Source organism: Shewanella surugensis, from assembly GCF_023284005.1.
Taxonomy (GTDB): Bacteria; Pseudomonadota; Gammaproteobacteria; order Enterobacterales; family Shewanellaceae; genus Shewanella; species Shewanella surugensis.
On sequence record NZ_JAKIKS010000140.1, the window covers coordinates 1 to 14,270 of the forward strand.

Here is a 14,270-nt window from a genome sequence, read left to right on the forward strand (position 1 = left end):
AGGTTGCTCTCCTGTCTTTTGGTCGAGACTTGAGCCTACCTATACCGCGGTATAGGTGAAACCTATGCGAGTCACCCCGGCAGAGCCGGGGGTTTACCGTTTGTTAATTATTACCTTCTCATTGATAAAGGGCTGTTAAGCCATAGGCAATCAATAAACCAATATAGCTTAATCGGTTAAATCCATTAACTCGATCAAGGTAATACCCGATTTAATCACTTGTGCATTGATGCGCTTATTGTTGCTGCGCATTCAAGTCCCTTTAACAAAAATTAAAGACGAATACCGCCATCAATCTCAAAAACTCGACCATTCACATAATCATTTTCAATAATAAAACGCACAGTAGTGGCAATTTCTTCGGCTTGACCTAAACGTCCAACGGGGATCATCTTTTCTAAACGCGTTAAGGCTTCAGGCTTCATACCCGCTGTCATTTCAGTCTCAATGACTCCAGGCGCAACAGCAGCACTGCGAATACCGTAACGTGCTAATTCTTTAGCCCAACCGACAGACATCGCAGCCACACCCGCTTTAGACGCCGAATAGTTCGATTGACCTAAATTACCCGCCTTCGCCAAACTCGAAATATTAATGATAACGCCCGCTTGCTCCGTTTCAATCATGGTAGCGGCAGCTTCACGGCCACATAAAAAACTGCCCGTCAAGTTCACATCGATAACCGATTGGAACTGCTCAAATGACATACGATCAATCACTTGGTTATCTTTAACCTTCAGCAACATACCATCACGTAAAATCCCCGCGTTATTGACCAAAACGTTGACTTGACCAAAATCTTCTTTGATAAATTGAAAGCCAGCAACAACATCTTCTTCATCAGTAATATCAATGGCATAGCCTTGAACTTCGGTTGCTGCACCTAAATTAGCGCACGCTTTTTCGAGTTTATCTTGATCCACGTCGATAAGTGCCAATTTAGCGCCTGCTGCGGCAAAGTTTTGCGCCATAGCAAAACCCAGTCCACCTGCACCGCCAGTAATGACCACCACCTTATCTTTTAAATCCATTCGCTTACCCTTTCTTATTAAATTCTTCAAAAATACTGGAAAAATCGAGTTGACCATGGCCTTTTCGCCCATGGTTAACATATAAACTCCGTGCCAATGCGCCCATAGGCGTGCTTGAATTAGACGATAATGCCGCCTCTTGTGACAAGCCCAAATCTTTTATCATTAAATCCACCATAAACCCACCTTGATAATCATGAGACGAAGGCACATTTGGCATCACGTCAGGACAAGGGTTATATTTCTCTAATGTCCAATTTCCACCGCTGCTGACTTTCATTATTTCAGATAATACACTGGGATCCAAACCATGATCGATACCCAATTGCAGTGACTCAGATGTCCCGATCATTAACACCGATAACAACATGTTATTGCATATTTTAGCAATTTGTCCTGCACCAGCGCCACCCGCATGAAAAATATGACTCCCCATTATAGATAAAGTGGCCTTTGCTTGCTCAAATCCTTTATCCGTTCCACCACAAATAAAGGTTAAGGTTCCGGCTACCGCACCGCCCGTGCCACCCGATACCGGGGCATCAACAAATTCAATCCCTTTTGATGCCGCTACCTTTGCCACTTCACTGGCACTTTTTGCATCGATGGTGGAGCAATCAATCAATAACGTTTCTTTCGCCACCACATCCAATAATCCCGGTTGGCCCTCTTGGCCTAGATACAAACCCCGAACATGACGGCCTGCAGGTAACATGGACACCACCACATCAGCACCTGCTGCAGCGCCACACGCACTGGTCGCCATCAAAGCGCCTTGCTCAGTCAGTTCAGCCATCGCCTCTGGAACAAGATCAAACACTTTTACCGTCACACCCGCTTTCACTAAGTTAAGTGCCATCGGCTGGCCCATGTGCCCTAATCCTATAAATGCAACTGTATTCATTGAGTTTGCTCCTTTTATCGATGCCACTTAATCAGTAAGAACCTGTGTGTTTATTTAACTCGCGTACTTTAAGATAAATCACCTAACGGATGAATTTGGTTTTCCCAAGGGGAGGTCAGTAACCGATTCGCGGCGGCCTCACAATGCTCATCTAACTGGGGAAATTGCCAGAGAGGGGTTCTATCTTTATCAATTAACAACGCGCGAACGCCCTCTTTAAAGTCCCCAAACGCACTGCAATTCGCACTGAGACCTAATTCAAATTGAAAAATATCGGCTAAGCTCAGCTCTGCACTTAACTGTGACTGAGCATAAATTAACGACCAACTTAACGGACTGCCTTTTAAAAAAGTATGCAGTGCTTTTTGCAGCCAGATGTCATCTGGCTGTTCATTTTTAGCTCGGTTCACTATCTCACTGAGCTCTCCCGCCATTAAAGCATCGATTTTTAGTCTCTGTTGCCTCAATACGCTTTGTCCAATCTCAAGAGATTGCAGCTCACCAAACAAGGTATCTAACATTTGATGATGATCACTTGCCGCGCTCTGCCATGGCAGCCGCTTTAACGCCTCTAACATCGCCATTTTATCCTGGCTTCGCAGACTATGACGACCAATCCCCACATAAAGTGCATCCGCTGTATTCATTTGATATGCAGTTAATCCTAAGAAAAGTCCTACTTTACCCGGCATGCGATTTAAAAAATAACTCCCACCCACATCGGGATAAAGGCCAATGGTCACCTCCGGCATGGCAATACGAGAGCGCTCAGTCACTATCCGATGGCTCGCCCCCATCATTAAGCCTAAGCCGCCGCCCATCACGATACCATCACCCCATACAATCACTGGTTTTCCAAACGTATGCAGTAAATAATCCAAACGATACTCTTGTTCAAAAAAGGCCATCGCCTCCTGAGTGACTTCTTCGGGCGCTTTCACTCCAGCATGATAAATGGCCCGCACATCGCCCCCCGCACAAAAAGCTTTCTCTCCCGCACCTTCAAGCACCACACACACAATAGACGGATCGAGCTTCCAACGCCCCAACTGCACTAACATCGCAGCAGCCATCTCTAAATTCAGTGCATTCAGCGCGGCTTCACAATTGAGGCTAATATGGCCGATTAAACGACCATCTTCAGTCGGTAAAGTGGAAAAAAGCACATCTGATGTCGACAATACTGCTTCAGTATCATTCATTTTCGCCGCTAATTGAGCCTGTTTCATGCATTCCCCTTAAATGAGCTTATCTATGGCGCAGTTTGTTTAGTCAGATTAAATCACACTGGCGGCATGTTCATCCAATAAACGCCTAGCAATAATTAAGCGCATGATTTCATTTGTCCCTTCCAATATTTGATGCACTCTCACATCACGCACATATCGCTCTAATGGGTATTCACGAATATAGCCATAGCCACCGTGGATCTGCAACGCACTGTCACACACTTGAAAGCCAATATCCGTTGCAAAGCGTTTGGCCATGGCACAATACGTTGTCGCCTGCACATCCCCTTCATCCAACTTAAACGCAGCGAGACGCACCATATTTCTTGCCGCAACCAACTCAGTGGCCATGTCCGCTAACTTGAACTGTAGCGCTTGAAAGGCCGCCAAAGGCTTACCAAATTGTTCACGTTCATGCATATAATTTGTCGCACGCTCTAATGCTGCTTGAGCCGTACCGACAGAGCAGGTCGCAATATTAATCCGTCCACCATCGAGTCCTTTCATGGCAAAGCTAAAACCTTGCCCTTCTTCACCCAATAAATGATCCACTGGTACGCGGACTTCATCAAAAGCAATTTGCGCCGTTGGCTGGGCATTCCAGCCCATTTTATCTTCAGCTTTACCATAACTCACCCCTTTTGCATTAGCCGGAATAGCAATGGCTGAAATCCCTTTAGGACCCGCTTCACCTGTGCGACACATCACCACCAACAAATCGGTGACACCCGCGCCTGATATAAACATCTTAGCGCCAGAAATGACATACTCATCACCATCCCTAACCGCTTTTGTTTTTAAGGATGCAGCATCGCTACCCGATCCCGCTTCGGTTAAGCAATAAGAGGTTAATTTTTCGCCACTGGTTAATGACCCTGACCATTGCAGCCTTAATGACTCGCTGCCAAAGCTGGTTACCATCCAGGTGGCCATATTATGAATCGTCAACATCGCCGTCGTTGAAGTACACCCTTTCGCCAGTTCTTCAAAAATAAGCACTGCATCAAGGCGAGATAAACCTAAACCGCCTTCGGCCTCGGGACTGTATAATCCACAAAAACCGAGCTCGCCCCCTTTTTCAATGACCTCTCGTGGAAAATAATGATCTTTATCCCACTGAGCCGCAAAAGGGGCCAGTTCTTCTTTTGAAAATTGATGGGCTAACTCGACAAATTGACGTTGATCGTCATTAATATTAAAGTTCATTCGGGTACTCCTGTCGCACTCTTTTCTTGGGTCTACAACTTAATTTACATATATCCATTAAATGATATTTCATTCATCATATTTCGATATATCAATCGTTAAAAAGGCTAAATGACAAATAATGCCATTTAGCCGAAGTTTATTTAAACGTTTATTGGCCTAGCCGCTTATTTTAATCCTATGGTCATATTCGGGCTGGATGCGATTTCAATATCCGATTCAAACCAACGTGCAGTAATAGTTTTTGTTTCGGTATAAAACCGCACGGCCTGTTTGCCATAAGCATGTTGATCGCCATAAAAACTGCCTTTCCATCCGGTAAAAGAAAAGAAAGGTAATGGCACCGGAATAGGCACATTGATCCCGACTTGTCCCACTTCAATCTCATGTTGATATTTTCTCGCCGCTGCGCCACAAGCCGTAAAAATAGAGGTGCCATTGCCATACGGGCTGGCATTCACAATCTCAATGGCAGCATCGAGTGTATCGGCATGCATACACGATAAAACAGGGCCAAAAATCTCTTCTTTATAGATCACCATATCTTTAGTCACATTATCAAACACGGTAGGTCCAATCCAATTGCCACTCTCAAAGCCTGCCACGGCAAAGTCTCTTCCATCGAGCAGACAATCCGCACCTTCTTCGATACCTTGGGTAATGAGATCAATGACTCGCGCTTTTGCCGCAGGGCTAATAAGCGGTCCATATCCGGCCTCTTTATCATCCCACAATCCCGGTTTAACCTTGGCAATGGCCGCCTTTAATTCAGGGATCCACGTTTTCGCTTCGCCCACAAAAACGGCCACCGACAATGCCATACAGCGCTGACCTGCGGCGCCAACTGAGGCCCCCACCAAATGATTTATCACTTGCTGCTTATTCGCATCAGGCATGATCACGCAATGGTTTTTCGCCCCCGCAAACGCTTGCACCCGTTTAAGGTGATCCGTTCCGGTTCGATACACATATTGACCCACAGCCACAGAGCCAACAAAAGACAAGGCTTTCACTTCGGGATGACGCAGGAGAATATCGACGGCCGTTTTATCACCATGAATAAGCTGTAGCACCCCTTTAGGTGCGCCCGCTTCTTCAAACAATTCCACTAACCTTTGTGGCGTCATCGGATCTTGCTCTGAGGGTTTTAAAACAAAGGTATTTCCGCACGCAATCGCCAATGGGAACATCCATAGAGGGATCATGGCCGGAAAATTAAACGGGGTGATCCCCACACAGACACCTAAAGGTTGAGTGTAACTATAAGTATCAATAGAGCGAGCCACATTTTCAACAGTTTCTCCCATCATTAATGAGGCAACGTTACAGGCATGCTCAACCACTTCAATCCCTCGCCAAACATCACCTTTAGCGTCGTCGAAGGTCTTCCCCGTTTCTTGGGCTAAAATAGTGGCTAATTCATCATGGTGAATTTTAAGTAAATGCTGATACCTCAACATCACACGCGCACGCTCAGAAACAGGCACTTCTTTCCAGCTTTTAAAAGCCAACTTGGCGCTGGCTATAGCGGTTTCAACTTCTGCCTCAGTGGCTGCATTGATCAACGCTATCGGTTGATTATTCGCAGGATTTGTTACGGTAATTTGTGTTTGCCCTTGACCTAAGACAAATTGACCATCGATGTAATGTTTAACTTGAGCCGTCATATCCAATCCTTTACCTGAACAAGCCAACCTGCGTTGGCATTAAGACTATTACTGCCCAAGTGACAGTGCTCAAAATCAGCGCTCTTATCAACGCTGAATGTCATCTCACTTGGGGGATAATGATTAAAAACCTGCTTACACTTCAATAGCCATCGCCGTCGCTTCACCTCCACCAATACACAGCGAAGCCACACCACGTGTTAATCCCCGTGCTTTTAATGCATAAATCAGCGTCACTAATAAACGTGCCCCCGAGCAACCAATAGGATGACCCAAGGCGCACGCCCCACCATTCACATTGACTTTTTCAGCATCGAGTCCAAGCTCTGAGATCGCCAACATCGTTACCATGGCGAAAGCTTCATTAATTTCAAATAAATCAACATCATCTTTTGACCAATTGATTTTATCTAATAATTGATTCATTGCCCCAACAGGTGCAGTGGTAAACAAGGCTGGCGCTTGAGCATGGGTGCTATGGCCTTTTATCGTAGCAAGCACATCTATATTCAATAATGTTGCTTGCTCTCGCGTCATCAACATTAATGCAGCTGCCCCATCAGAAATAGAACTGGCATTCGCAGCCGTAATGGTGCCGTCTTTCGCAAAAGCCGGACGTAATGTTGGGATTTTCTCAGGGCGGGCATTACCCGGCTGCTCATCGGTATCGATAATGTTAGAACCTTTACGACTCACTAACGTGACAGGCGAAACCTCATCCTTAAATAAACCCAACTCTATGGCTAAATTGGCTTTTTCAAGTGAGCTTAAGGCAAACTCATCCATCGCTTCCCGACTAATGTTATATTCATCCGCTGTTGACTGCGCAAAACTGCCCATCGCGCTGCCAGTATAGGCATCTTCTAAACCATCGAGAAACATATGGTCCAACACTTTGCCATGGCCCATACGCATGCCACTACGCGCTTTATCAAGCAAATAAGGCGCTTGGCTCATGCTCTCCATCCCCCCAGCAATGACCACATTGGCACTGCCTGCTTTTATCAAATCATGGCCAAACATGACCGCTTTCATACCAGAACCACACACTTTATTGAGTGTCGTCGCGCCAACAGATAAAGGTAACTCAGCGCCTAATGCTGCTTGACGAGCGGGGGCTTGCCCTAATCCGGCGGGTAATACACACCCCATCAAGACTTCATCGATATTCTCAGGATCCACAGCAGTTTGTTCTATCAAGCCTTTTATCGCTGCGGCTCCTAATTGAGGAGCGGAAACACTGGATAAGGCACCTTGAAATCCCCCCATAGGGGTACGCTTTGCCGCCACAATCACAATCTCTGAATTTGCTTGTTCTGTACTCATTTCCCACTCCGATTATATATTTGCTAACATCATCTCTTCTAAAACGGCTCTACGTTTACCCTCGAACCTCAAGCCATTTAAAGATGTATCTTGTTAAACAAAAAAGCTCATTAACACACTGTGACGTTTACGCTAACGTAAAGCAAGGCTGGAGGGGTAAAATGAGTAAAAAAGAACAAATAAAATTGTCACTTCACATTTACAGCTAAGCGGAACAGCCTAAAATAGCGTGAATCGAAGTTAGATCGAAGCTTATACCTATCTCACTCAATATGTGATCTTTCAACCGGAGTTCAACACGCGGTAAGCAAGGTCATTAATGGCTCCTGCATTAAGACAGCCTTCTTAAATCGATGGCATAGTCATACTCAATAATGCGCCTTGAATTGAACAGCCTCAGAGACTCTGAATTAATCATCTACTTATTTCGGATGGGTATAATATTGATTACAATGCATTTCATCACACTAATAAAAAGGCAGCAACAGAGGAACCCTTAATTGATTAAATATCCAATAACTGAAATTAAAATAAAACTGAAATAACAATCTAAAACAGAGCACCATGAATAAAACATATTCAATCATGCCAACTTAATTAAATAAATTCATATTTTATCCACAATGTTTTATTCGTTCAATAATAGTTCGGCTAAATAACATACACTCATGCGGTAGCCCTACTTGCCCCCCCTCTTTAGAATGATTTTAGTGCAAAACAATTGTCGAGCCTCCCCCAAACTTGCTAGGTTAAAAGTGTCACGCAGTAAGGAGTGATTCATTAAAAAACAATCAATGAAAAAGGACTTCAAATGAAAATAACCAATCTATTAAAAGTAACGGCATTAATGTCAGGTCTACTTGTGTCACAAAACGCCATGGCTGCCAACCTCGTCTGCAATTTAAATGTACAATCTGGCGGTAATGTTTTCGGCAATGGTACAGCAAATTGCTAGGGTCTCGATTTCAGTTTTGGTAATAGCACGTCAGGGCGCTTTACCATAGAGAATATCAACAAAGATATCAGTAATGTCATTTGGCAAGGGGATGTAAGTTGCTCTGGTGGTATTCAATGCGGTGTCACCGTTCGAGCCTATAGCCGCAACACATCGGCAAAAGCCACCATCTTATATGATGATGACACTTGGGAAACCACCAATACAGCCTCAATGGACTATGAAACCGGTTATTAACAACCATGACTAGGCGGTAACCAGTTTATCGCCAGTGCTCCATCACTGAATTAAACAGACCCTAAGCCATCTAAAAGACACATCACCCAAAAGGCAAACAAGCACCGTTAATATAATTTACTGTGTAAATGATTGCTAACCGCTGGCCATTCACTGGATATTATTGAATAAACCACCGTATCTCGAATTGAGCCATCAGCCAACATTTGATGATGACGCAAAATACCATTTTGCTTAGCACCGAGTCTTTCAATCGCTTTACGAGAAGTGTGGTTAAAAACGTGGGTTCTAAACTCAACCGCTATAGCAGAATGTTTATCAAAAAGATGCTTTAGAAGTAAAAGTTTACATTCGGTATTCACTGGCGTTCGCCTTGCAGACGCAGCATACCAAGTAAAGCCTAGCATGACTCGTTTATTCTTAGCCTCGACATTGTAAAATCGTGTCGTCCCAATGATTTGATGGGTCTTATTCAATTTAACTGCATAAGCGATATATCCTTTTACAGCATTTTGCATCGCCTTGTGTACATATTTTTCCATTGACTCTGGCGATGGCACATTTGCGAACCATAATGTCCAAGGCTCTCCTTCTAAAACGGCCTCTTTTAATGCTTCAATATGCTGATCACCAAGAGGTTCCAGCGTCACAAATCCCCCATTCAAAGGATCACTCGATAACCATGTCATACCACATCCCTTATATCCTCACTGAAATATCAAACAATTTACCACCCACAATAGATTGATTATAAATAATATTACTTATTTCATCAACGTCACTGTAACAGGATCATGGCCCATCAAAATGGTATTAAAGATACCCCTAAAAATAAGAGAAGTGGACTATAGTCGTTATAAGCTTTTAGAGGGGTTTACATTTAACCCTTTCACCATTAATGTTTAATTAAATCATGGTAGCTTTATCATTTTATCAAATGATTAACGCCCCCTTGAAGAACTCACTCAATGGAGATGAAGTGAACCATCGGCGCTATTGCAAAGCAAAACACACTCTCCCAAGTAAGGTATCGTTCAGTATAAAAAGCGGTAGCCTTTACTCATCACGATACGCACAACACACTTAAAGAACAACAAATAAACAACAAATAAACAATAAATAAACAATAAATAAACAATAAATAAACAATAAATAAACAATAAAAATAATGCCCTATAATGAACCTCTCATTAATAAGAAAAAGATGATGAATATACATGCTATTAAGTCCCTTTTTTTAGACACACGCCAACATTCTATATTGGCCTGTGAAGCACTCACAATAGAAGATGCTAATCTACAAGCCGCTACCTTTACTAGTCCCCCAAAATGGCATTTAGCCCATACCACATGGTTTTTTGAAACCTTCATACTCAAAACCTTCGCTCCAAGGTATAAACCTTTTCATGCCGCCTATGAGGTGTTGTTCAATTCGTATTATCAGGGTGTTGGCGAGCAATATCCAAGAGCCCACAGAGGCCTATTATCCAGACCTCATTTTGACGAAGTACTGACTTACAGAGAAGTCATTAATCAAGTCATGGTTAATTTAATTGAACAAATCACTCACCCCGAGCATGCCATCATTATTGAACGCTGTTTACTCGGGATCCAACACGAAAAACAACATCAAGAATTGTTATTAACTGACATTAAATACTCACTGTCACGCAACCCCTTATTACCAGCCGTCTTCGAACATTCTCTATGCGAGAATAACACCCCGTCACCACAACATTGGATCCCCTTTGATGCTGGCCTCATTGAAATAGGCGTCAATACAGGTGAATTAGGCTTTGCTTTTGATAATGAATCCCCTAAACATCACGTCTACTTAACTGATTTTTCTTTATCGAACCGATTAGTCACCAATGGAGAGTTTCAAGCTTTCATCGATGATGGTGGCTATCAGCGACCTGAACTCTGGCTAGCCGATGGCTGGTCAGCGGTGCAACAAAACCGATGGGAACAGCCCTTATATTGGCAAATCCATGAAGGCAGGCCCATGCATTACACCTTATTTGGCCTACAAGAGCGGCATGATGATCAGCCACTGAACCACATTAGTGGCTTCGAGGCCGATGCCTACGCTAATTGGGCAGGTGCTCGATTACCCACAGAGGCTGAATGGGAGCATGCCGCTAAACAGCAAGTCAAACGCCAAGACATCAATATCAGCTCGATTGACGTCCATCCACCACATAACGCACGCTTATTAAACCTATATGGACATTGTTGGCAATGGACCAGCAGTGCCTACCGCCCTTACCCTGGTTTTAAAACTGCTAAAGGGACCATTGGAGAATATAACGGCAAATTTATGTGTAACCAATGGGTATTGAAAGGCGGCTCCACAGCCAGTCCTGACAATCACCTTAGAGCAAGCTATCGAAATTTCTTTTATCCTGAACAGCGCTGGCAATTTAGCGGTATTCGATTAGCAAAATAACAACCAAGGAAACCCTATGTTCGGATCAACAACCAAGAAAGAAATTCGCGAAAATGTATTTTTTAAACATCATAATGTTGAAACAAATGATGATGCGAGTGAACTTCTCAACGGATTACTAAAAAAGCAAAAAACCATCAACCCAAAGTATTTTTACGATACACGGGGCTCTGAGTTATTCGAAGCGATCACCCAACTCCCTGAATATTACCCTGCCAGAACAGAAAAACACATACTCAGCCACAATGCACCAGAAATTGCCCAATATTGCGGAAAAGATGCAGTACTGATCGAACCTGGGAGTGGCAGCAGTGAAAAAATAAGATTGCTATTAAATGCACTCACACCCAAAAGCTATATCCCCATGGATATCGCCGCCGAATTTTTACAACGTTCAGCCTGTCAATTAGGTGAAGAATATCCATGGCTAAATATTCATGCCATTTGCTCTGATTTTTCCAAATCGGCCCAAATCCCGACAGACATACCATTGGGTAAGCGGGTTATTTTTTATCCCGGTTCCACATTAGGCAACATGACCCCTGAATCGGCCTTAGTGTATTTAAAGCAATTACGTCAATGGGTTTCCTCTACCAAGCCAGGAGAACAAGGAGGAATATTAATTGGGGTGGATCTTCATAAATCATCGACGCTATTAAGTGCCGCTTATAACGATGCGCAAGGGATCACCGCCGCCTTTAATTTAAATATTTTGAATAATGTTAATCAATTAGCTCATGCTAATTTTGACACTGAGAAGTTTGATCACTTGGCCTTTTATAATGAAGCACAACAAAGAATAGAAATGCATTTAATCAGTAACATCGATCATATTGTTCGAGTCAACAATCACAGCTTAACCTTCGCAAAAGGTGAGAGCATTCACACTGAAAACTCCTATAAATATACCATTGACAGTTTCAACGCATTAGTCAACAAAGCGTATTTGACCGTCGAAAAAACGTGGCTCGATAAGGAGTCACTATTCAGTGTCCATTATTTATCTCCAATATAAAAACAACGAACTTTATAAAAAAACACACAGGATTAAGTGTGTGCTTTCAATTTACTCTCAATCAAATACTGCAGGCATTACCACAAGCCTTTAGCCTTAACGCTTCGAGCTCGTTTTAACTGCGTATCTAAACTATCTTTATCAGTCTTATCTGCTGACGTAACCATTTGAACATGCTGAAATTGCTGACTCATTAACTCAAGGCGTCGCATTACGTCCTGCTGGCCTACTTGGATAGATTGAAGTTGCTGACGTAATGCGTCATTTTCAATCGAGGCTGATTGTGAACCTTCACTCTGCGATGTATCACTATTGAGCTTAAGTCCATCAAGATGAGTCAGCAATTGCAGCTGATGTTGCTCAATACTCTTAAGTTGGGCCTGAACATTCGGCTCAGCCGCCTCTTTTATCGCCAGCGGCGTTGAATCAAGCTCTGCTTTCAATGCTTGCGTTTGTGTTTGATGATGGTTTTCAAGGATGGATGTTAATTGCAGCCATTGAGCGGATGACAGTGCAGCCCCTTGCTGTTGCTGTTTTATCCCCACTTGGGCCAATTGCCATAATAAAGGCTCAACACTCAGCTCATCATTGGGTAATAGATCACTCACTAATTTAGGTAAATCAGGTGATAACTTATGCAGATATAGACCAGAAAGATACAATGACTGATGAAAAGCATTGCTCCGCTGCATAGCGACTTCTTTGCTACTCTCAAGCTCTTTTTCTTGCTTCTGCCAAGCCCTTAAAATATCAATCGCATACTGATGATGAGTATGCAATTCGGGCTCAACGATAAAGCTACATCGAATACGCATGTTATTACCTCTATTCATTCACTTATGAAGCTACGGCTATTTCATCGACTTCTGCGGCATGGTAACAACAGATCTCACGAGAAAGTGCTTCTTGAGGTTCATCCAGTAATACGATTTTGTTCTCTAAACTGGGATAAGCCTCTCTCACCGCTTGTTCAATCAATGTTGCACCACCGCCCACTAAATAAATCCGATTAGGGTTACGCATAAACGTTTTCGCTTCATAAGCCACCGCATCGCCAAGTTCATTAATTTTATTCGCAATACATTCAAGCACCCAATCGACCTTACTCAAGTCATTGATCACTTCACTGGCAAACTCACGATCATGACGACGCTTAATCAGTTCATTCGCCACTAAGTAGCTCGCATCACTGTCCGCAGCAGCTAAGGCTTTTCGGGTCGCATTGGTCACCATAGAAACACCAATTTCAGCATTACCATACACACTGGATATATCATCAAACTCACCGACAATGACCCCCATATCTAAGGTGGTACCACCGACATCAATCACCAGTGATTTAGTGAATTCATTCACACCAGAATCAACCAATGTCGTTAACACTGCGGGTAAACTCTCAGGCAGAACTTCAACATCAACGATCTGAAAAACATCCCCTTTATTTAAGGTGATCGCTCGCATCAAATTCGCTTTTTTACGGGCAATATTCGCTTCATTTTTCTGGCAATCATCCGCGTTGTAAAATTCAGTGATCGGCAGCGTCACTAATATTTTCACCTCACAAGGCGCAACCCCAGTTTGTAATAAAGCATGATGGACCGATAATAGGTTCAAATCATCGTACTGAAAGGCAACATGCGTCGTGGATAAAGCTTTATCAGAGGTGGCATCATAGGTATATTTTGTCGAGCCAATTTGATAATTAAATATTTTTTTATCACTTAATAAGGCTGCACTCTTCCAATCTTTTCTAAAGGAGTTAGGTGAAGTGATGCTGCGTACTCGCCCCTCATCTATCCAGCTAATTTTTACGTTCGTCGAGCCATCATCGATGGCAAACTTTAAAGTTACTGCTTGCATTATAAAGCTGAGCCTATTAAAAAAAGGGATTACGCTTTAATAACGGCAAATTTTCAATAAACTTTAATACCTCTACGCTTATCCCTTGAAAACTTACTCCCGTTATTCACATGAATAGTCATTCTATTGCTCAAATGCGATGGATGTATCCACCGCGTTCACTTCATTTGCTTTATTGATAATCCAACATTCTTCATACAGCGAGCAATAACACAGCTCAACGTTGGTAAACTCAGACATTGATAACAAGAAACACTCTTCAAACCCTTTATAAGATAGTGGATCTTAGATTGCCATAATAACCGACACACTTTGGTATAGAAAAGAGGGTTAGCTGCCTATAAGCTTCAATCTCTCACAAAATCGGCCAAGGTTCTCAAATGAAAAACCA

12 protein-coding genes are annotated in these 14,270 nt (G+C 43.0%); 3 read left to right on the top strand and 9 right to left on the bottom strand.

All coding sequences use genetic code 11. The features are described from left to right. Positions 1-272: 272 nt before the first annotated feature. From L2764_RS22920 to L2764_RS22945, 6 genes are all read right to left on the bottom strand, one after another. Positions 273-1,031, bottom strand: a complete 759-nt coding sequence (locus tag L2764_RS22920) for an SDR family oxidoreductase (protein WP_248942646.1) — start codon at positions 1,029-1,031, stop codon at positions 273-275. A gap of 4 nt (positions 1,032-1,035) precedes the next feature. Then, a complete protein-coding gene (gene mmsB / locus L2764_RS22925; protein ID WP_248942647.1) occupies positions 1,036-1,935 on the bottom strand; it encodes a 3-hydroxyisobutyrate dehydrogenase in 900 nt (299 codons plus the stop codon). 68 nt (positions 1,936-2,003) lie between these two features. Beyond that, complete coding sequence (locus tag L2764_RS22930) at positions 2,004-3,164, bottom strand: enoyl-CoA hydratase/isomerase family protein (protein ID WP_248942648.1); 1,161 nt, start codon at positions 3,162-3,164, stop codon at positions 2,004-2,006. Positions 3,165-3,212: 48 nt separating this feature from the next. Then, entirely contained in the window at positions 3,213-4,370 is a 1,158-nt protein-coding gene (locus tag L2764_RS22935; protein ID WP_248942649.1) for an acyl-CoA dehydrogenase family protein, read from the bottom strand. Between the two features lie 167 nt (positions 4,371-4,537). Then, positions 4,538-6,037 (bottom strand): CoA-acylating methylmalonate-semialdehyde dehydrogenase, encoded by a 1,500-nt coding sequence (locus tag L2764_RS22940; RefSeq protein WP_248942650.1) that lies wholly within the window; start codon positions 6,035-6,037, stop codon positions 4,538-4,540. A gap of 135 nt (positions 6,038-6,172) precedes the next feature. Next, entirely contained in the window at positions 6,173-7,363 is a 1,191-nt protein-coding gene (locus L2764_RS22945) for an acetyl-CoA C-acyltransferase (RefSeq protein WP_248942651.1), read from the bottom strand. An 811-nt stretch (positions 7,364-8,174) separates the two neighbouring features. On the opposite strand from L2764_RS22945, the gene L2764_RS22950 reads away from it, so the two are divergent. Beyond that, positions 8,175-8,318: a hypothetical protein gene (locus L2764_RS22950; protein WP_248942652.1), complete on the top strand. Its 144-nt coding sequence runs from the start codon at positions 8,175-8,177 to the stop codon at positions 8,316-8,318. A 344-nt stretch (positions 8,319-8,662) separates the two neighbouring features. Here the strand turns inward: L2764_RS22950 and L2764_RS22955 are convergent, their stop codons facing one another. Next, positions 8,663-9,244: a GNAT family N-acetyltransferase gene (locus L2764_RS22955; RefSeq protein ID WP_248942653.1), complete on the bottom strand. Its 582-nt coding sequence runs from the start codon at positions 9,242-9,244 to the stop codon at positions 8,663-8,665. 515 nt (positions 9,245-9,759) lie between these two features. Between L2764_RS22955 and egtB the strand changes: the two genes are divergently transcribed. Then, positions 9,760-11,004 (top strand): ergothioneine biosynthesis protein EgtB, encoded by a 1,245-nt coding sequence (gene egtB / locus L2764_RS22960; RefSeq protein WP_248942654.1) that lies wholly within the window; start codon positions 9,760-9,762, stop codon positions 11,002-11,004. Positions 11,005-11,020: 16 nt separating this feature from the next. Further along, positions 11,021-12,019, top strand: coding sequence for an L-histidine N(alpha)-methyltransferase (gene egtD / locus L2764_RS22965; RefSeq protein ID WP_248942655.1), 999 nt, complete (start codon positions 11,021-11,023; stop codon positions 12,017-12,019). Positions 12,020-12,096: 77 nt separating this feature from the next. Here the strand turns inward: egtD and L2764_RS22970 are convergent, their stop codons facing one another. Together L2764_RS22970 and parM are read right to left on the bottom strand one after the other, a co-directional pair. Next, positions 12,097-12,834: a hypothetical protein gene (locus L2764_RS22970; protein ID WP_248942656.1), complete on the bottom strand. Its 738-nt coding sequence runs from the start codon at positions 12,832-12,834 to the stop codon at positions 12,097-12,099. A gap of 22 nt (positions 12,835-12,856) precedes the next feature. Continuing rightward, a complete protein-coding gene (gene parM, locus L2764_RS22975) occupies positions 12,857-13,879 on the bottom strand; it encodes a plasmid segregation protein ParM domain-containing protein (protein ID WP_248942657.1) in 1,023 nt (340 codons plus the stop codon). Positions 13,880-14,270 lie beyond the last annotated feature (391 nt).